This window comes from Nitratidesulfovibrio sp. (assembly GCF_040373385.1).
In the GTDB taxonomy this organism is placed as follows: domain Bacteria; phylum Desulfobacterota; class Desulfovibrionia; order Desulfovibrionales; family Desulfovibrionaceae; genus Cupidesulfovibrio.
The window spans coordinates 458,347-476,606 of record NZ_JBDXXH010000002.1; the positions used below are offsets into that span (position 1 = coordinate 458,347).

Annotated in this window: 15 protein-coding genes; 5 read left to right on the top strand and 10 right to left on the bottom strand. The window is 66.4% G+C overall.

Annotation, left to right across the window (positions count from 1 at the left end; genetic code table 11):
- Window positions 1-7 precede the first annotated feature (7 nt).
- From hemA to ABWO17_RS05095, 3 genes are all read right to left on the bottom strand, one after another.
- Window positions 8-1,336, bottom strand: coding sequence for a glutamyl-tRNA reductase (gene hemA / locus ABWO17_RS05085; RefSeq protein WP_353116484.1), 1,329 nt, complete (start codon window positions 1,334-1,336; stop codon window positions 8-10).
- A 102-nt stretch (window positions 1,337-1,438) separates the two neighbouring features.
- Window positions 1,439-2,266, bottom strand: a complete 828-nt coding sequence (locus ABWO17_RS05090; protein WP_353116485.1) for a cytochrome C assembly family protein — start codon at window positions 2,264-2,266, stop codon at window positions 1,439-1,441.
- Complete coding sequence (locus ABWO17_RS05095; protein ID WP_353116486.1) at window positions 2,253-2,939, bottom strand: precorrin-2 dehydrogenase/sirohydrochlorin ferrochelatase family protein; 687 nt, start codon at window positions 2,937-2,939, stop codon at window positions 2,253-2,255. The genes ABWO17_RS05090 and ABWO17_RS05095 overlap by 14 nt, the downstream gene beginning before the upstream one ends.
- Before the next feature lie 195 nt (window positions 2,940-3,134).
- Here ABWO17_RS05095 and ABWO17_RS05100 point away from each other — a divergent pair, with 195 nt between their 5' ends.
- The 4 genes from ABWO17_RS05100 to ABWO17_RS05115 all read left to right on the top strand — a co-directional run bounded on the left by ABWO17_RS05100 (window position 3,135) and on the right by ABWO17_RS05115 (window position 7,265).
- Window positions 3,135-4,541 carry a glycosyltransferase family 9 protein gene (locus tag ABWO17_RS05100; RefSeq protein WP_353116487.1) on the top strand — a complete coding sequence of 469 codons (1,407 nt, stop codon included), beginning with the start codon at window positions 3,135-3,137 and terminating at the stop codon, window positions 4,539-4,541.
- 117 nt (window positions 4,542-4,658) lie between these two features.
- Window positions 4,659-5,978 (top strand): CgeB family protein, encoded by a 1,320-nt coding sequence (locus ABWO17_RS05105; RefSeq protein ID WP_353116488.1) that lies wholly within the window; start codon window positions 4,659-4,661, stop codon window positions 5,976-5,978.
- Between the two features lie 139 nt (window positions 5,979-6,117).
- Window positions 6,118-6,960 (top strand): substrate-binding periplasmic protein, encoded by an 843-nt coding sequence (locus ABWO17_RS05110; protein WP_353116489.1) that lies wholly within the window; start codon window positions 6,118-6,120, stop codon window positions 6,958-6,960.
- Window positions 6,961-7,058: 98 nt separating this feature from the next.
- On the top strand, window positions 7,059-7,265 hold the full coding sequence (locus ABWO17_RS05115) for a DUF1737 domain-containing protein (RefSeq protein ID WP_353116490.1): 207 nt from the start codon (window positions 7,059-7,061) through the stop codon (window positions 7,263-7,265).
- A gap of 26 nt (window positions 7,266-7,291) precedes the next feature.
- Here ABWO17_RS05115 and ABWO17_RS05120 read toward each other — a convergent pair whose 3' ends face one another.
- The 7 genes from ABWO17_RS05120 to ABWO17_RS05150 form a co-directional block, all read right to left on the bottom strand.
- Window positions 7,292-9,067 carry a methyl-accepting chemotaxis protein gene (locus tag ABWO17_RS05120; RefSeq protein ID WP_353116491.1) on the bottom strand — a complete coding sequence of 592 codons (1,776 nt, stop codon included), beginning with the start codon at window positions 9,065-9,067 and terminating at the stop codon, window positions 7,292-7,294.
- Window positions 9,068-9,138: 71 nt separating this feature from the next.
- Window positions 9,139-9,597 carry a cache domain-containing protein gene (locus ABWO17_RS05125; RefSeq protein ID WP_353116492.1) on the bottom strand — a complete coding sequence of 153 codons (459 nt, stop codon included), beginning with the start codon at window positions 9,595-9,597 and terminating at the stop codon, window positions 9,139-9,141.
- 328 nt (window positions 9,598-9,925) lie between these two features.
- Entirely contained in the window at window positions 9,926-10,813 is an 888-nt protein-coding gene (locus ABWO17_RS05130; RefSeq protein ID WP_353116493.1) for a split-Soret cytochrome c, read from the bottom strand.
- Between the two features lie 458 nt (window positions 10,814-11,271).
- Entirely contained in the window at window positions 11,272-12,234 is a 963-nt protein-coding gene (argB, locus tag ABWO17_RS05135; RefSeq protein WP_353116494.1) for an acetylglutamate kinase, read from the bottom strand.
- A gap of 97 nt (window positions 12,235-12,331) precedes the next feature.
- Window positions 12,332-13,801 carry an ATP-dependent protease ATPase subunit HslU gene (gene hslU, locus ABWO17_RS05140; RefSeq protein WP_353116495.1) on the bottom strand — a complete coding sequence of 490 codons (1,470 nt, stop codon included), beginning with the start codon at window positions 13,799-13,801 and terminating at the stop codon, window positions 12,332-12,334.
- 306 nt (window positions 13,802-14,107) lie between these two features.
- Window positions 14,108-15,553: a DegQ family serine endoprotease gene (locus ABWO17_RS05145; protein WP_353116496.1), complete on the bottom strand. Its 1,446-nt coding sequence runs from the start codon at window positions 15,551-15,553 to the stop codon at window positions 14,108-14,110.
- A 230-nt stretch (window positions 15,554-15,783) separates the two neighbouring features.
- Window positions 15,784-17,490: a 30S ribosomal protein S1 gene (locus ABWO17_RS05150; RefSeq protein ID WP_353116497.1), complete on the bottom strand. Its 1,707-nt coding sequence runs from the start codon at window positions 17,488-17,490 to the stop codon at window positions 15,784-15,786.
- Between the two features lie 152 nt (window positions 17,491-17,642).
- Between ABWO17_RS05150 and ABWO17_RS05155 the strand changes: the two genes are divergently transcribed.
- Window positions 17,643-17,927 (top strand): peptidylprolyl isomerase, encoded by a 285-nt coding sequence (locus tag ABWO17_RS05155; RefSeq protein ID WP_012611461.1) that lies wholly within the window; start codon window positions 17,643-17,645, stop codon window positions 17,925-17,927.
- Window positions 17,928-18,260 lie beyond the last annotated feature (333 nt).

Below are 18,260 nucleotides of genomic sequence, written 5' to 3' on the forward strand. Positions count from 1 at the left end.
GGGTCTCTTATGCGTCGTCGCGCGGCTGCGGGTGCTTGCGGTCGCTGTGGGCGTCTTCGGGCACGTCGTCGCAGTCCAGGTTGAACATGCGGCGGGTGATGTCGATGTACCGGGTTCCGGCCTCTTCCTCGTCGAAGCGGCGTTTCAGGAAGGTGATGGGCTCGTGGTTCACCTTCTTGACGATGGCGCACAGCATGGCCTGCAACGCCTCGCGGGTGGCGTCGTCCACCGGGCCGATGCGCTTCAGGGTGCGGGCCAGTTCGTCCTGGGCAATGCGTTCGCTGCGCCGCAACAGGTCCACGATGGTGGGTTGCAGATCGAGCGACTTCAGCCATTTGGCGAAGTTGCCCGCCTCCTCTTCCACGATGGAGCGGGCCTTGGCCGCCTCGTCGCGGCGCTGGGCCATGTTTTCCTCGACCACCTCTTTCAGGTCGTCGATGTCGTACAGGTAGACGTTGTCCAGGTTGTTGACATCGGGGTCGATGTCGCGCGGCACGGCGATGTCGATGAAGAACATGGGCCGGTTCTTGCGGCGCTTCAGCACGTCCTTGATGTCCCGTGCTCGGATGATCGGCTCGTGCGCGCCGGTGGAGCTGATGATGATGTCCGCCTCTGACAGCCGCACGGACAGGTCCTGGAACAGCACCGCCTCGCCCTTGAACTGCTTTGCCAGTTGCAGGCCGCGTTCGAAGGTGCGGTTGGCCACCATGATCTCGCGGATGCCGGAATTCAGCAGGTGGGTTGCCGCAAGTTCCGCCATTTCGCCCGCGCCGATGAGCATGGCCTTGTACTGCGACATTTCGCCAAAGATGCGCTTGGCCAGTTCCACGGCCGCGTAGCTGATGGACACGGCGCTGGAGGCCACTGCGGTTTCGGTGCGCACCCGTTTGGCAACGGAAAAGGCCTTGTGCAGCAGGCGGTTCAGCACCACCCGGGTGGCGCTGCGGCCCACGGCCTTGCGGTAGGCGTCCTTGAGCTGGCCAAGGATTTGCGGTTCGCCCACCACCATGGAATCGAGGCTGGAGGCCACGCTGAACAGGTGGCGCACCGCGTCGATGCCTTTGTGCACGTAGACGAAGGGTTCCAGGTCGCCACGCTGCTGCCCACGCGCGGCGGCCCAGCAGTCCAGCACGCGCTGGGGCACGCCGGGGCCGTTGCCCACGGCCATGATCTCCACGCGGTTGCAGGTGGACAGGATGACCACTTCGGAAATGTCGTCGCCAGTGGGCACCACCCCTTGCTCAAGGACGGTACAGTCGGTGAGGGCGAACCGTTCTCGCACTTCAACGCTGGCGGTGCGGTGGTTGAGACCGATGAGATAGATTTCCTGATCCATGTGAACTCTGTGCTTCGCGGGGTGCGTCTTGTGGTCCGCTGGGTGCGTGGCGGGCGCCGCCTGCTCCGGGTTGCGGGTCATGGTTCCTGCGGGGTGCGGCCGTTATTGCGGGTTGAAGCTGTGGTGCGTGGTCATCAGGAAGTTGACCCCCAGCAGCGAGAACACGCATACCGCGAAGATCCAGATGGCCATGACGGCGGTCTTGCGGCCCCGCCAGCCCAGCGCCAGCCGCTGGTGGAACAGCACGGCGAACATGCACCACACCACCAGCGAGACGATTTCCTTGGGGTCCCACGACAGTACCTTGCCCCAGGCAATGCGCGCCCACACGAAGCCGGAAACCATGCCCAGCGTGAACAGGGGAAAACCCGCCATCACCGCGAGGTGGTTCACCCTGTCGAAGGCGGAAAGCGCGGGCAGGTCGCGGTCGAAGCCGGAAAGACGCGTTTTGTGCTTCAGCTTGCGGTCCATGTACAGGAACAGCAGCCCGGCCCCGCAAGCCATGGTCATCAGGCTGAAGCTGAGGAACAGCGTGCCGATGTGCAGCCCGAAGAACAGGCCGGACATGGCGGGCGGCAGCTTGCTCTGCACGTCGGCCAGCATGAACGACGAGACGTAGAACACCAGCGCCACCGGCGAAGCGGTAAGCCCCAGGAATTCCAGCCGCAGCCGCCACCAGACAAAGAAATAGATCAGCAGCAGGCTCCATGAGAGCATGCGGAAATAGTAGGCTTTTTCCAGTATCTGCCAGGTCTGCCCCTGCATGGACAGCCCCAGCATCAGCGTGTGCAGGACAAAGCCCGCCACGGTCAGCCAGTGCGAAAGGCGCTTCAGCCTGTCGCGCCGGGCCAGCAGGCCCACGGCTATGCACACCGTGCCGAGCACGTAGAGCATGATGATGGCGATGGAAAGCAGCTCAAGCGAGCTCATGCAGCAACTCCACGATGCGCGGATGCAGTTCCGCGGGCAGCAGTTCGGTCAGGATGCGTTCGGCCCCGGCGCGGTCGCGCGCGGCCAGTGCGTCGATGAGCGGCGATTCCACGATGGCGCGGAACAGCGCCGTATTCTGCCCTGTCTCGTGCCCAAGCGCAAGAACGAGCGGCCGCAGGCGGCCCAGCAGTACGGTGATGCCGTCGTACCGGGCGCCGAACCAGGCTTGCAGGTCCATGCGGATGCGCCGGGCAAGGGCCGGGCTGTGCCCCCCGGTGGAAAGGGCCACCGTCAGGTCGCCGCAGGCGAAATGGGCGGGCACGATGAACGCTCCCTCGTCCGGGGCGTCGGCCACGTTGCAGGGCACGTTGCGCTGGCGGCAGGCATCGGCCACGGCGGCGTTGACGGCGCGGCTGCCCGTGGCCGCGAAGGCCAGGGCGCAGCCGTCCACGTCGGCGGGGGCAAAGGGCCGCGCCTCGAAGCGCACGGCGGGGTGGCCCAGCAGGGGGGCCAGTTCCGGGTCAGAAGGCGCTTCCGGGTTGGCATCCAGCACCAGCACGCGGGCCGGGCCGCAGTCCAGCAGCGATGCCAGCTTGCGGCGCCCCACGCCCCCCGCGCCCACCACCAGGCAGGCGCGGCCATGCAGGTCGAGAAGCAGGGGATAGTAACGCATTGAGGTCGTATACACGAGGGGCGGGCAAAGTAAAACCGGCCCGGCGCGCGAGGAACGGCATTGCCCGGCTTGCCTTGCCGCCGCGCCGCACTTGGGCTAGTCTGCCGACATTGGTCGAAGCGGGGGAATCCCGCAACGACGCCAACCCCTTGCGATCCCCCTACTGCGTCATTCCCTTACCCGGCAGGCACCCGCATGGCCAAACACCTCGTCATCCAGCTGGCCCGTTTCGGCGACCTTGTGCAGACCAAGCGCCTGATACTGTCGCTGCTGGATGAGGGGGCGGACGGCGGTGGTACGGACGGCGCAGGTCAGGGCGCGGGACACGCGGATGCCGCGACCCCGTCCGGCGTGGGCAGCCTTGACTCCGCAATGCGTCCCGCCCCCGCAGTGCATCTGGCCCCCGCAGTGCATCTGGCCGAGGTCCATCTGGCTGTAGACGCCTCGCTGGCTGAGCTGGCCCGGCTGGTCTACCCCGGCGTCACGGTGCACGCGGTGCGCGCCCATGGCGGTGTCCCGCAGGCGGACGTGCTGGCGCACAACACCCGCGCCTTCGCCGCCCTGGCGGCGGAACGCTTCGACACCGTCTACAATCTGAACAATTCCGGGCTGAACATGGCCCTTGCCGCGCTGTTTCCGCCCGATGCGGTACGCGGCTACCGCAACCTGAACGGCCAGCCCCTGCGCGACCGCTGGATGCGCATGGCCTTTCGCTGGGTGGCGCACCGCCGCCTGTCTCCCGTGAACCTGGTGGATTTCTGGGCGGCGCTGGCCCCCCGGCCCATTGCCCCGGCCAGGGTAAACCCCATCGCCCAGCGGGGCGGGCGGGGCATTGGCGTGGTGCTGGCCGGCCGCATGTCGCGCCGGTCCCTGCCGCCCGAGGCGCTGGCGGCCTGTCTGCGCGCCGTGTACGAGGGGCTGGGCGGCCCGCGCGTGACCTTTTTCGGAACCAATGCCGAGCGTCCGTTGCTGCGCAAGGTGCTGGACCATCTGCCCGCGTCCGTGGCCGGAAACCACGACAACCTCGTGGGCCGCACCGGCTGGGCGGACCTTGCCGATGCGCTTGCGGGGCTGGACACGCTGCTCACCCCCGATACCGGCACCATGCACCTGGCCGCGCATCTGGGCGTGCCGGTGCAGGGGTTTTTCCTGTCCTCGGCGTGGTGCCACGAAACCGGTCCCTACGGCCCCGGTCACCGGGTATGGCAAGCCACCCAGGATTGCCTGCCGTGCCTCGAGGCCCGGCCCTGTCCCATCGGGGTGCAATGTCTGGATGCCTTCCGTTCGCGCGAGTTCCTGTCCTTCCTGTCCGGGCGCCCCGGCGACCGCCACCCGCCCGGCATGCTGGGCATGGTCTCCACCCTCGACGACGTGGGGTCCACCTGGCTCACCGTGTTCGGCGAAGACCCGTCCGCACCGCGCCGGGTGGAACTGCGGGCGCTGGTGGGCGAGTACCTTGGCCTGTTCACGGGCGAGGATCTGACGGACCACGATCTGGCCCGCCTGCTGTACCACGAGGCGGACTGGATGCTGCCCGGCCCGGAAGGCGCGGCATTCGCCGCGTTCGACCCGTTTGCGGACGAGCCGTGGCGCGGTGCTTGAAGGGTCGCGCCGGTTGAAGGTTGAAGTTCAACTTCAAGGTTTGCAGGGCAGCACCTGTCCCGTTTTCGAAGGTTTTCGTCTCCACGCTTCGCCGGGGTTCCGGCACGAGGTTCGCGCATGACCCAGTCTTTCGACACTTCCCCGTTCCCCGAATCCGGTGCGCCCGCCAGCGACCTGCCCCGCCTGCGGGTACTGGTGGTGCTGCCCATGTATGGCGGTTCCCTGCCCATCGGGCGGTACTGCGTGGACGCCCTGCGCGACCTGGGCCACGTGGTGGAAGCCTTCGAGGCACCGTCGTTCCTTGGGGCGTTCACGGCGCTGAAGGACCTGAAAGTCACGGCGGACCGGCTGGAGTTTCTGGAGAACTCCTTCCTTCAGGTGGTCTCGCAGGCGGTGCTGGCCAAGGTGGAAACCTTCGGGCCGGATCTGGTGCTGTGCTTGGCGCAGGCCCCCCTGAACCATCAGGCCCTCAAGCGGTTGCGGCGCGACAACGTGGCCACGGCCATGTGGTTCGTGGAAGACCACAAGGTGTTCACCTACTGGCGGGCCTTTGCGCCGTTCTACGACGTGTTCGCGGTGATCCAGCGCGCCCCCCTGCTGGACGAACTGGCCGCCATGGGCGTGCGCGATGCGCTGTACCTGCCCATGGCCGCGCTGCCGTCCTTTCACAAATCACTTGAACTTTCGCCGGTGGACCAGCGCCGCTACGGGGCCGACGTGGCCTTTCTGGGCGCGGGCTATCCCAACCGGCGCGTGGCCTTTCGCCAACTGGTGCATCTGGACTTCAAGATATGGGGCACGGAATGGGACGGCGAGCCGTTGCTGGCGCGTCACGTGCAACAGGGCGGGGCGCGGGTGTCCGCCGAGGATTCGGTGAAGATCTACAACGCCAGCCGCATCAACCTGAACCTGCATTCCAGCATCCAGTCGCGCACCCTGGTCACCGGCGGCGACTTCGTGAACCCGCGCACCTTCGAACTGGCCAGCATCGGGGCCTTCCAACTGGTGGACCGGCGCACCCTGATGGATGAACTGTTCGCCGAGGATGAACTGGCCACCTTCGATTCCATGGACGGACTGACGGCGGCCATCGCCCATTACCTGGCCCACCCGGAGGAACGGCAGGCCATGGCGGCCCGCGCCCGGGCAAAGGTGCTGGCGCAGCATACCTACCAGCACCGCATGCGCACGCTGCTGGAGTTCATCGCCCAGCGCCGCCCCGGCTGGCCCGCCCCGCGTGCCGCCGACGGCGGGCTGCCCGCCGACCTTCCCGACGACATGCGCCGCGACCTTGCGGCCCTGCTGGACCGGCTGGGCCTGCCCGCCGACGCCGCCTTTGCGGACGTGATTACCGCCTTGCGCCAGCACAGCGGCCAGCTGACCCCGCTGGAAACGTCATTGCTGTTTCTGGATGAATGGCGCAGGCAGTACGCCTGACGCGCGAGGGGGGCATTCTGTCACCGGGCAGCACGCCACGGCGGCGTGACTGCGCGATGTCCCGCATCCACACCAGGTGCACTGCGTGAAACGATTGTGATGCTTGCCAGTGTCTACAGGATGAACTATGCGCAAGGGCATGAGCGTTCGCACAATTCGCCACCATCCGTTCCAGCGTGCACCGCTTGTCCTGCGTGCCCTGTGCGCCGTGGCGGCATGCGCGGCGCTTCTGGCGTATGCCGTCCGTCCGGCGCTGGCTGGTGGCCCGCTGCCGCAGACACTGGTGGCTGTATCCGACGAATGGGCGCCGCGCATCATGGCCGGGCCCGATGGCTTCGCCGAGGGCATCTGCCCCATGGTGCTGCGTCAGGTGGCCGATGACCTGGGGCTGGAGGTGGAGTTCGGCTTCATGCCCAAGCCGCGCCGCCAGATGGCCTTCCGCCGGGGCGAGATCAACGTGGTGCCGTGCGTTTCCCCCGTGTGGGAGGGCGTGCTTGCCGACGTGGCCGTGTATTCCGAGCCGTTCATGATGGCCACCGAGATGGTGCTGGTGCCCGCCGGGACCAAGGGGGTGTTCCGTTCCGTGCGCGACTTCGCCGGGCTGCGCGTGGGCACCATCGGCGGGTACGTCTATCACGACGGCTTCGACGAGGCCTTCGAGACGGGAATGCTGCGCCGCGAGGACGCCTACACCGTCACCCAGAACCTGCAAAAGCTGCGGGCCGGGCGCATCGACGCCATGATCGTGGACGATTACGAGTCCGCCTACTGGATGCACAAGTCCGGGTGGTCCGAGTCCGATTTTCGGGTGGCCTACGTGTTCGCCGACCCCGCGCCCATCACGGTGATGCTGCATGCCTCGCTGCGCGAGTTTCTGCCCAAGGTCAACGCCTCGCTGGCCCGCATGCGGGCCAACGGCACCCTGCGTGCCCTGTTCGCGGAATACGGGCCGCAGAAACTTGCCGCGCACCTGATCCGCTGATACGGGGCACGTTCACCCGTCCCGCACTCGGCCCCATCCTTTTTTTCCCCAACGGGCCACTTCGCTCCGTGCTCCAACCTCCTGCCAGGGAACGCGCCATGAAACTGTACCGCTATCTGACCGGCCCCGACGATTCCGCCTTCTGCCACCGCGTCACCGAGGCCCTGAACAAGGGCTGGCAACTGCACGGCGGCCCCACGCTGACCTACGACGCCGAGCGCAAGCAGGTGATCGCCGGGCAGGCCGTCGTGAAGGACGTGGACGGCGCGGAATACGTGCCGGGCATGGACCTTTCCGCCCAGTAGCGGCAGTGGCCTGAAGTTCTGCGGCGTCACCCTTCCTGCATCTCGCCGACCAGGCGTTGCAGTTCGTGGGCCTGGTCGGCCAGGTCTCCGATGGCCCGCGCCGCGTGCACCATGGCCTCGGCCATGGATGACGAAATGCGGTCCACTTCCTTGATGGCGTGGTCTATCTCGTCGTTTTCGGCGGTTTCGCGTTCGACGGCCGCCGCAATACTGCTTACCTGCGCCGCCGTTTCCTCGATGAGCCCGACGATTTCGCGCAACGTCTCGCCCGAGCGGCGTGCGGCCTGCGTCGAATCGTTGATGGCCCCCACCGCGTTGTCCACGTTCTGCACGTTCTTGCGCGTGCCCTCCTGAATGTTGCCGATGGCGTCGCCCACCTGCCGTGTGGCGGCCATGGTCTTTTCCGCCAGCTTGCGCACCTCGTCCGCCACCACGGCAAAGCCCCGCCCGGCGTCGCCCGCGCGGGCCGCCTCGATGGCGGCGTTGAGCGCCAGCAGGTTGGTCTGGTCGGCTATGTCCGAAATGACGTTCATGATCTGGCCGATGCCTTCCGCCTGCGCCCCCAGCGCGGCCATGTCCGTCTTCAGGCTCAACGCCTGATCCTGCGCAAGGCCGATGCCGCGCACCACGTCGCCGACCACGGTGGCCCCTTCGATTGCCTTTTCCCGCGCGTTGTCGGCGGTGTGAGAGGCGTTGGTGGCGCTGCGGGCGACATCCGCTATGGTTTCGCTCATTTCGCCAATGGCCGTAGCCGTGCGCGCCACGCTTTCGAGCTGTGCGGAGGTGCCGCTGGAGGTGTGGTCGATACGGCGCGTCAGTTCTTCCGACGCCCTGGAGACGTTGGCCACCACCGTTTCGATGCGCGAAGCCGCCATTATCATGCCCTTGCGGGTGGCGACCTCTGCTTCGCGGCGGACGTGTTCCGCCTCTTCCGTGGCCAGCCGCGCCCGGTGGGCCTCTTCCGTGGCCAGCCGCTGTTTTTCCTCGGCACCGGAAATCAGCCCCTTGAGGCTGACGACCATGCGGCGCAGCGCTTCGGCGAGCATGCCCACCTCGTCCGCGCCATGCACGTCCAGTTCACGGTCCAGGCTGCCTTCGCTCACCGCCCTGGCGTAGTCCACGGCCCGGCGCAATGGCCGCGTGAGCATGAGCGTTATGCCCACGCCAAGCAGCATGGCCAGGGCGGGGCCACCCAGCATGCCCGCCATGATGGCGATCTTGTGCCGCGTGGCGTTCTGCATCTCTCGTTGGTAGAGTTCTCCGGATTCCCTGAGCCCTTGTTCCGTCAGGGCATCCAGGGCGGCAAACGTGGCGTCGTGCTCCTTGCGCAGGTCCGTGGTGCGCGCCAGTATCTCCATCAGGGCGAGGATGTCGCTTTTGTCCTTTTCCCACTCGCGGATGAGGCCGAGCAACGCATCGTTGCCCTTGCGGCCCGCGTCGAGCTGCTTGCGGAATTCCGTGAACAGGGCGTTTTCGCTCTCTGTACGGGGCAGCGCCTCGTACTTTTCCATGGCCACCGCCAGGGCCGCGCGCGACTGGTCTATGGCCGCGTATTGTTGCCGCGAGAAATCCGCCGAAATGCCGGGCACCAGCAGGCTGCGCTGGGCAATGACGATTTCGCGGATTTCCTCCGCTATCCGCATGAGGTGCGGAAAGCCCGGCATGCGGCGGGCCACGATGCTTTCAAGCGAATGGCTGGCGCTGCTGATGCCAAGGTAGCCGATGACGCCCACCCCGAGCGTTATGGCGGCGACGATCAGAAAGGCCCCTGCGATCTTGGTGCCGATGCGCGCGATGCCCATGCTTCCCCCTGCGGAAAACCGGTGCCTGCTACGAGCAGGCGTCGGACGTCATGCGTACACGGAGTCCGGATTTACTGATACGCACCGCAGCCCACCAGCAGGTCATCCACGCGTTCCATGTACATGGCTTTGGGTTCGATGAGCTTGGTTTGGGGATTGGAGAACTTGTAGTTCTGCCAGAAAGAGGTGCTGGCCTTCCCCAACTCCACGCGCTCCTTGACGAAGTACTTGCCGTCCGGGTCGCGCAGTTCCATCAGGTTCTTGCCCACCTGCTTGGCGTTGGCGCCATGGGCAAGGCAGTTGCCCTGCATGTCGTAGACAACCACGTACAGGTCGCGATCGACGAACATGCCCTGGGTGTTGCTGATTTCCGCAAAGGCCTTGTCGCGTCCGTTGGCCTTGATGTAGGCCACGGCCTTTTTGACCATGGCCACGGCCTCGTCCTTGCTGCCCTTGGACTGGGCGTTGGCCAGCGTGCACAGGGCAGCCACGAGCAACAGGGCAAATGCCGCGCGGAGTGCGTATCTCATGGGGGCTCCTTTGGCGGGCGATGCCGCGCCGGATGAATGTGGATGCGTTTCCATGTTAGCTTGGCGGATATGCGCTGGGCATGATTACTTGGCGCGCGGGGAACTGCGGACAGGCCCGGCAGCAACGACAGGGCAGGTCCCGGCGGGGCGGACAGGACAGGGCGGACAGGACAGGATGCACAGGACGGGATGGATTGAGCTGGATGGACAGGAGGGGACGGGCAGGATCGGATACGCGCAACCGGCCAGGCGGACTGTGGTCCGTCTGGCCGGTTGTTGTCGTCATGCCTTGTTGTGCGGCGTGCGGTGATGCGGGGCGCGTTGGCTGTCAGGGATGGTTCCTGAACTTGTCGGCCGTATGCGGGCTGCCGGAATGGCAGGGTGTACAGTCCATCTTGCCTTTCAGCAGGGGCGATTGCTTGCCGGGGTTGTGGCATTCACCGCAGTAGGTGACCGAGTCCGGGTCGCCGTGGGCCACGGCAAAGGTGCCCGCCTGCTTGGCGTTCATGATGGCGATGGCCTGCACGGTCACGTCGGCGGTGATGCGCGCGCAGCGCTCGCCGCGTTCCGTGCTCTTTTCCGCAAAGCCCGAGGCCTGGCACCACCGGCCAACGGACACGTGGCACAGCGGTGAGTGGCTCACGCTGGTGGGCAGCGCCCCGGCCACCCCCTTGAACGCCGCGCCCGGATCATGCATGGGAAAGGCGGTCTGCTCGTACCAGCGGAACAGCTCGGCCACCATGGGGTCACGGTCCTTGCGGCCCCAGAACAGCGCAAAGGCGCTGGCCGCGCCCAGCAGTGCGCCGCAGATGGTGCCCCAGTCGGAAATGCCGCTTTTGCCTACTTCCAGCATCGTGAAGGGAAACTGGTTGTACGGCGCGCCGTGCTGCTCGCCCATCATGCCCACGATGGCGTAGAACACCCCGTACCCGCAACCGTACCCCTGGTGCCAGTAGCCGTCATAGGCCACGGGTGCGCAGACCTTGGGGTCCAGGACGTGGGGCTTCCACGAGAAGGGGGCGTCCTTCTGGGCAAAGCGCCCGCCCGTGGTGCCAGCGGCGGTTGCAGGGGTTGCGGCGGCCATGGCATTCGCCGGTCCCGCCGAAGGTTTCACGAACGGGGTTGCGCCCGGCATCAGGCCGCCGGCAAGGCAACCCGTCGCACAGCCCAGCACTCCCAGGGCCTTCAAGGCCGATCTTCTGTTCATCCGTTGCATGCTGTTCCTCCGGTGAAATAGGAGCGATCACTCGCGCTCGATAATAACTGTTGATCAGCAAGAGGCGTTCCACGATTGTTCCTTTTTGAAACAATGTGGAACTGCGGCATGTTGTGCGGAACGGAGGGCGGCGGGGGGTGCAAAGTGGGCTTTCCGGCTGCCAACCGGGCGTGCGGCGTTGCCAACCGGACATTACAGGTGCGGCCCTAACGTGCCAGACGCGGCCAGACGCAGGCAGGGGTGGTGCGAAAGCAGGAGGCGCGGCGACGGCGCGTTGCGGCACAAGGGCGGAGTACTGCAGGCATGCCCGCTGCACGGCGGACCAGTGCCTGGCCCGGCAACGGAAATGGCCGGAAGGGATTCCTTCCGGCCATTGGCAGGTGACACGTGCGGGTGGCGGTTGGCTGTCCGGCAAGGGACGCCAGCCACAGGATGCGCGGGGTGGGCGGCGGAAATCCCTACCGGCGGCAGCCGCAGCTGACGGCGGCGCGCATGCCGCGTTCGCCCACGATTTCGGTACTGATACCCTTGTCGGTGAACAGTTCCAGCAGGATGCAGTTCTCCACCCGGCCATCCACGATCATGGCCTTTTCCACGCCTTCCTCCAGCGCCTCCAGGCAGCATTTCACCTTGGGGATCATGCCGCCGGTCAGGGTGCCGTCGGTGAACAGTTCCACGGCCTCGCGGGTGGTCAGCGAGCGGATCAGTTCCTTCTGCTTGTCCAGGATGCCCGCCACGTCGGTGAGCAGCAGCAGGCGCTTGGCGCGCAGTGCCGCCGCCACGGCCCCGGCCACGGCGTCGGCGTTGATGTTGTAGGTCTCGCCGTATTCGTCAACGCCCACGGGCGCAATGACCGGCACGAAGTTGTCGCGTTCCAGCGAACGCAGCAGGGTGGTTTCCACCCGCATGACTTCGCCCACCTTGCCGAGGTCGATGATTTCCGGCGCGTGGTTGCCGCTGTTGACGATCATCTCCATCTTGCGGGCGCGGATGAGCTGGCCGTCCTTGCCGGAAAGGCCCACGGCCTTCACCCCGCTGAGGTTCAGCAGGTTCACGATCTCCTTGTTGACCTTGCCCACCAGCACCATTTCCACCACGTCCATGGTGGCGTCGTCGGTGACGCGCAGCCCCTCGCGAAACTGCGACTGGATGTGCAACTGCTCCAGCATGCGGCCTATCTGCGGGCCGCCGCCATGCACCACCACCGGGTTGATGCCCACCTGCTTCAAGAGGGCGATGTTGAGGGCGAAGGCCTTTTTCAGTGCCTCGTCCTTCATGGCGTGGCCGCCGTACTTGATGACCACGGTCTGCCCGTGGAACTGGCGCATGTAGGGCAGGCACTCGATGAGCACCTTGGACTGGAGCTTGGCGTAGGCTGCGGGGTCTGCGCAGCAGGACGCGGCCTGTTCGGTCTGGCTCATGGCTCTCTCTGCGGGCGGTGCGCTACGGCGAGGTAGCGGCTGGGGTTCATGCGGCCGGGGTCTGTTTCAAAATCGGGGTTTTCGTTGGAAGCGGGTGCTACAGGATATACCGGCTCAGATCCTTGTTGGCGCGCACGTCGGCGAGGTGTGCGCGCACGTAGTCGCTGTCCACGGTTACCCGGTCGCCGGAGCGGTCAGGCGCCTCGAACGAAAGGTCGGCCAGGATTTTCTCGAGGATGGTGTACAGCCGCCGCGCCCCGATATTCTCGGTCTGGGCGTTGGTTTCCTCTGCAAAGGCGGCGATTTCGCGCAGGGCGTCGTTGGTGAACTCGATGTGTACGCCCTCCGTCTGCAGCAGGGCGGTGTACTGCCGGGTAAGCGCGTTGTGCGGCTCGGTGAGGATGCGCAGAAAGTCGTCCTTTCCCAGCGCGGAAAGTTCCGCCCGCAGGGGAAAGCGCCCCTGGAGTTCCGGAATCAGGTCCGAGGGCTTGCTGAAGTGGAATGCCCCGGCGGCGATGAACAGCACGTGGTCGGTGCGCACCATGCCATACTTGGTGTTGACCACGCTGCCCTCCACGATGGGCAGAAGGTCGCGCTGCACGCCTTCGCGCGAGACATCGGAGCTTTTCTGGGCAGAGCCGCTGGCGATCTTGTCGATTTCATCGATGAAGATGATGCCGGTCTGCTCCACGCGCTCGCGGGCCAGGTCCGACACGCGGTCGTGGTCGATGAGCCGGTCGGCTTCTTCCTGCGTCAGCAGGTTGAAGGCCTCGCGCACCTTCATGCGGCGGCGCTTGCGGCGCGAAGGAAAGACCTTGCTGAACATGTCGCGCACCTGCGAGCCCACGTCCTCCAGCCCCGGCATGGACAACACGCCCACCTGCGGCCCGCCGGATTCCTCCACCTCCATGTCCACCTCGCGGTCGTCCAGCTTGCCGCCGTGCCACAGGGTGCGCAGTTTCTCGCGCGTGGAGGAGCGACTGTCCGGCGTGGAGCCCGCGCCCGTGGATGCTGCGTCGTCCCGCATCGGGGGCTGGGGAATGGCCTGTCCGTCGGAAGGGTTGGCGGAAAGGTTGGCGGAAAGGTCGCCGGAAAGATTGAAAGCCAGGCCGCCCATGCCCTGCCCGGTCTGGTGAGCGGGCTGGGGCGCTCCACCGGGCAGCAGCAGGTCCAGCAGGCGTTCCTCGGCACGGGCCTCGGCCTTCACGCGCACCTTTTCATTTTCTTCGGCCCGCACCAGGGCGATGCCGATTTCCATCAGGTCGCGCACCATGGATTCCACGTCGCGGCCCACGTAGCCCACCTCGGTAAACTTGGTGGCCTCCACCTTGATGAACGGCGAAGCGGAAAGTTTGGCCAGCCGCCGGGCGATCTCGGTCTTGCCGACGCCCGTGGGGCCCATCATGATGATGTTCTTGGGGGCTATCTCGTCGCGCAGGGCCGGGTCCAGCTGCTGACGGCGCCAGCGGTTGCGCATGGCCACTGCCACCATGCGCTTGGCGGCGTTCTGGCCCACGATGTACTTGTCCAGTTCCGAAACGATTTCGCGGGGGGTAAGGTTGCTCATGTTCAATATGCACGAAGGCGGGTTGTTCGTTCTGCCGGTGCCCCGCCGACAAAGGGATAGTGGGATTGAGGGATTGGGGGGGGGCAGGGGGACGGAGCGGGCGCCGTGCGGGGCACGATACCAGCGCGGGCCGCGAAAGCCAACGCCCGGCGGGGGCTGCCTGGCGGCATGATCCCGTCCAAAGATGCGCGCAACGCGCGAACCGGCTGCAACGGCGCGGGGCGGATCGGAAACGGAAGGGGAGGGGACGCGTGCGCGCCTCCTCCCCGGTTCTGTCAACGTGTCGTGGTGTGCACGTCGGGCGCGCTATTCCACGGGTACGGTGCGGAAGAAGGTCTGGCCGCGCCGCATCAGTTGCAGCATCACCGCGCCGCGCTTCTTGCCGTCCTGCTCGATGACCTTGGTCAGGTCGGCGGCGGTGTTCACCGGCTTCAGGTTGGCCAGCAGGATGATGTCACCGGCGCGGATGTCGGCCTCTGCCGCGGGCTTGCCGCCTTCGACGGAAACCACCAGCAGGCCGCGGGCATCTTCAAGCTTCAGGTTGCGGGCATCTTCCGCGCTTACCGGGCGCACGCTCATGCCAAGCCCGGCGGAGGCCTGTTCCTTGCCGCTTTTTTCCGGTGCGGCATCCCCGCGCTGGGCGGTCAGGTGTTCCGTCGTGCGCTCACCCAGGGTAAGGTTGACGGTCTTGGTCTGGCCGTTGCGCCACAGGGTCAGCTTGGCGGTATCGCCGGGCTTCAGCGCGGCGATGCGGCGCAGCAACTGGCTGGAATCGGTCACGTCGTCGCCTTCCACCTTCAGCACGATGTCGCCGGGCTTCAGCCCCGCCTTGTCGGCGGGTTCGCCGGGCATCACCGAACCGACCAGCGCGCCGCGCGGCTCGCCAAGGCCCAGGGCGCGGGCCGTGGCCTCGTCCACGTCCTGGATGGTCACGCCGATCCAGCCGCGCCGCACCTTGCCCTCGGCCCGCAACTGGGCGATGACCCGCTCGGCCATGTTGCTGGGGATGGCAAAGCCGATGCCCTGGCCGGAAGCGATGATGGCGGTGTTGATGCCGATGACCTGGCCATCCATGTTCAGCAGCGGGCCGCCGCTGTTGCCGGGGTTGATGGAGGCGTCGGTCTGCAGGAAGTTGTCGAACGGCCCGGAGCGGATGTCGCGCCCCTTGGCGCTCAGGATGCCTGCGGTCACCGAGTGGTCGAGGCCGAAGGGGTTGCCGATGGCCAGCAGCCATTCGCCCACTTCCAGCTTGTCGGAATCGCCAAAGGGCAGCACCGGCAGCGAATTGCCCGCGTTGATCTTCAGCAGGGCAAGGTCGGTCTCTTCGTCGGTGCCGATGACGTTGGCCACGTACGAGTTGGACTTGCCGCTGGCGCCCTGCAGGTTCACGCGGATCACGTCCGCCTCTGCCACCACGTGGTTGTTGGTGACGATGTAGCCGTCGGCGGAAATGATGAAGCCGGACCCCAGCGAACGCTGCTTCTGCGGGCGCTGCTGGCGGCCATGGAACTTTTCGAACTGGTCGAAGAACTTGTCGAAGGGGGTGCCGGGCGGCATGTTGCGGAACAGTTCGTTGAACGGATTTTCCGTGGCCTGCACGGTTTTTTCGGTGCTGATGTTGACCACGGCATTGCCCGACTGCTTCGCCAGTTCGCGAAAGTCCGGCAGCATGGGCGCGGCCTGCGCGGCGGCTGCAAGCACAAGGCACAGCGCCAGCGTGGCGGCGAGGATACGGGAAAGTGAACGTGCCATGTAAGGCTCCTTGGCAGGGGGAGTTTGCAGGCGGCGACAGGCCTGCGGCCCCACCGTGATAGCGGGGCCGACTGGGTGAGATAATAGGGCATACCGGTGCGATGTAAACACCGTGGCGCCATTTTTTGTCCGGTGTGCGCAAGGGCGTCGCAAGGCATGTCCTGACGAGGGCGTGAAAAAACGGGGGAACGCGCATGCGCTCCCCCGTTTCATCGGTGTGTGTCGTACGGCTATTTCTTGCGCTTTTCCAGGGCGGCCTGAAGGGCGCTGCCCAGGCTGCCGAAGCCGCTGGAATCGCCAGCCACCACGGTGGCCGGGGCAGGGGAGCGCGAACCGCGGCCCCCATCGCGTCCACCGTCGCGGCCTCCGTCACGTCCCCAGTCACGGTTGCCTCCGCGCCCTTCGCGCGGTTCGCGCTTCTGGGGCTGGGCAAGCTTGCGCCATTCGCCGTCGTCCTCGCCGGTGGCGTCTGCCGGGGCCAGCGAGATGCGACGGGCCTTCACGTCCAGGTCGCGCACCACCAGCGAGACTTCCGCGCCGGGGTTCAGGCCGGCGTACATCTTGGCCTGGGGCGAGGTGGCGGCCACGGCATTGGGCATAAGCCCGGTGATGCCGGGGGCCAGGTTGACGAACAGGCCGAAGGGCGCGCGCTTTTCCACGGTGCCGGTGACGGTGGAACCAGCGGGGAAGCGTTCTTCCACCGTGGACCACGGGTCGCCCTCGGCGTCGCGCAGGCTCAGCGACAACCGCTTGCGGGCGGGGTCCAGTTCCTTGATCTTCACGGACACGGTCTCGCCGGGGGTCACGGCCTCTTCAGGCTTGTTGATGCGGCGGGTCCAGGACATTTCGGAAAGGTGCACAAGACCTTCCACGCCGGGCAGCACCTCGATGAAGGCGCCGAACGGGGCGAGGCGGGTGACCTTGCCGGTCAGGATCTGGTCGGCGTCCAGGCGATCGGCCACGTCCTGCCACGGGTCGCCGGACACCTGGCGGATGGACAGCGAGATGCGCGGACCCTTGCGGGAATCCTTGCCGCCCTTGCCTTCTTCCGCACCGGCAATGCCCAGCACCTTCACGCGCACCTTGTCGCCCACGCTCACGGCCTCGTCGGCCTGCTGCACGCGCGACCACGACAGTTCGGAAACGTGCACCATGCCTTCCAGGCCGGGGGCAATTTCCACAAAGGCGCCGAACGGGGCAAGACGGGCCACGGTGCCTTCCAGCACGTCGCCGTCCTTCACGTTTTCCATGAGGGCACTCAGCGATTCGGCCTGCTCGCGCTCCAGCAGCATACGGCGCGAAACAACGATGTTGCGGCCGTTCTGCTCCAGGCGGGTGATCAGGAACTGGAAGGTCTGGCCGGTGAACGAGTCTGGCTCGGCACCGGGGCGCAGGTCCATCTGGCTGGCAGGGCAGAAGGCGCGACGCTTCATGACCTCTACGTTGAAGCCGCCCTTGCAGGGGCCGGTGACCTTGCCTTCAATGGGGATGCCCGCGTTCAGGGCGTCTTCCATCTGGGCCAGGCCCACCTGGCCGCCCATGGCGCGCGACAGCTTTATTTCGTTGGCGTTAGCCGAGACAACGTACAGTTCCAGCACGTCGCCCACGGCCACGGGCAGGTTGCCTTCGGCGTCCTCCAGCTCCTTGCGGTCCACAAGACCATCCACCTTGGCTCCGGTGGCGACGAAGACGGTGTCCTCGCCGATGGCCACCACGGTGGCCTTCACCCGTTCGCCGGTGCGCACGGTTTCAGCCGCGCCGGAATGTGCCTCCAGCAGGTCCGCGAAGCTGGCGTTCTCGTCGAATGCGTCGTCACCAGCCATGTCCTGCGAGGCAGGAGCGGTGGTGGCTTCGGGGGCGGTGGCTTCCGCCTGTCCGGTTTCTGTGGTGGCCTCCGGGGTTTGCAGCCCGGTGGCTTCGGTGCGTTCACCAGTCATCAGTCCCATCTCCTTGAAAAGTGGCATGCGCCGCATGGCGTTCACCCGCAATATCAGCGCCGAAGGGCAAGGGCAAGTGCGACGGCGTGGTTGCGTCGTCGTCCACGGCGTGCGATACTGTAGCGAAATCGCCATTTTCGCAAGGAGGTTTCATGCTCAAAGCCAAGGCACGCCACATTCTCGTCGATACCGAGGATGCCTGCAACGAATTGAAGGCCCGCATTCTGGCGGGTGAAGACTTTGCCGAGGTGGCGCGCGCCCACTCCAAGTGCCCGTCGGGCCGCCGTGGCGGCGACCTGGGGGAATTTCCCCGTGGCGCCATGGTGCCCGAATTCGACGAAGTCGTGTTCACCGGCGAGGTGGGTACCGTGCTCGGCCCGGTGCGTACCCAGTTCGGTCATCACCTGATTGAAGTCACGGCGCGCTCCGGCAGCTAGCCGGGGCAACTTCCGCACGGAAGTCGCCTTTTCGCTTCCGCCCACTGGACGGGGTGGTGGTGCCGCCTTATTCGGATAGACAGGCGGCAGCACGCAACTTTATGCAGAGAACCGCAACCCGGCCGGGCGGCTGCCCCGCAAGGCACCGACCCGGCCGTCAGTTTTCCTGCCCATCCGTGACCGGCCCGTACGCCACCCGGCCACGCTGATCCGGTCCACGTCATCGGGCCGGGCCACCCTGATCCGACCGTACGGGCCGCACTGGCCATACGGGCCGGGCAGGCCGCCCGGCAACACCGGCCATTCAGGCAGCGGCGCGCCGCGCCGCGCGGG

Coding starts and splice junctions, on each gene's coding strand:
- hemA (WP_353116484.1), bottom strand. CDS start 1,336: ATGGATCAGGAAATCTATCTCATCGGTCTCAACCACCGCACCGCCAGC.
- ABWO17_RS05090 (WP_353116485.1), bottom strand. CDS start 2,266: ATGAGCTCGCTTGAGCTGCTTTCCATCGCCATCATCATGCTCTACGTG.
- ABWO17_RS05095 (WP_353116486.1), bottom strand. CDS start 2,939: ATGCGTTACTATCCCCTGCTTCTCGACCTGCATGGCCGCGCCTGCCTG.
- ABWO17_RS05100 (WP_353116487.1), top strand. CDS start 3,135: ATGGCCAAACACCTCGTCATCCAGCTGGCCCGTTTCGGCGACCTTGTG.
- ABWO17_RS05105 (WP_353116488.1), top strand. CDS start 4,659: ATGACCCAGTCTTTCGACACTTCCCCGTTCCCCGAATCCGGTGCGCCC.
- ABWO17_RS05110 (WP_353116489.1), top strand. CDS start 6,118: ATGAGCGTTCGCACAATTCGCCACCATCCGTTCCAGCGTGCACCGCTT.
- ABWO17_RS05115 (WP_353116490.1), top strand. CDS start 7,059: ATGAAACTGTACCGCTATCTGACCGGCCCCGACGATTCCGCCTTCTGC.
- ABWO17_RS05120 (WP_353116491.1), bottom strand. CDS start 9,067: ATGGGCATCGCGCGCATCGGCACCAAGATCGCAGGGGCCTTTCTGATC.
- ABWO17_RS05125 (WP_353116492.1), bottom strand. CDS start 9,597: ATGAGATACGCACTCCGCGCGGCATTTGCCCTGTTGCTCGTGGCTGCC.
- ABWO17_RS05130 (WP_353116493.1), bottom strand. CDS start 10,813: ATGCAACGGATGAACAGAAGATCGGCCTTGAAGGCCCTGGGAGTGCTG.
- argB (WP_353116494.1), bottom strand. CDS start 12,234: ATGAGCCAGACCGAACAGGCCGCGTCCTGCTGCGCAGACCCCGCAGCC.
- hslU (WP_353116495.1), bottom strand. CDS start 13,801: ATGAGCAACCTTACCCCCCGCGAAATCGTTTCGGAACTGGACAAGTAC.
- ABWO17_RS05145 (WP_353116496.1), bottom strand. CDS start 15,553: ATGGCACGTTCACTTTCCCGTATCCTCGCCGCCACGCTGGCGCTGTGC.
- ABWO17_RS05150 (WP_353116497.1), bottom strand. CDS start 17,490: ATGACTGGTGAACGCACCGAAGCCACCGGGCTGCAAACCCCGGAGGCC.
- ABWO17_RS05155 (WP_012611461.1), top strand. CDS start 17,643: ATGCTCAAAGCCAAGGCACGCCACATTCTCGTCGATACCGAGGATGCC.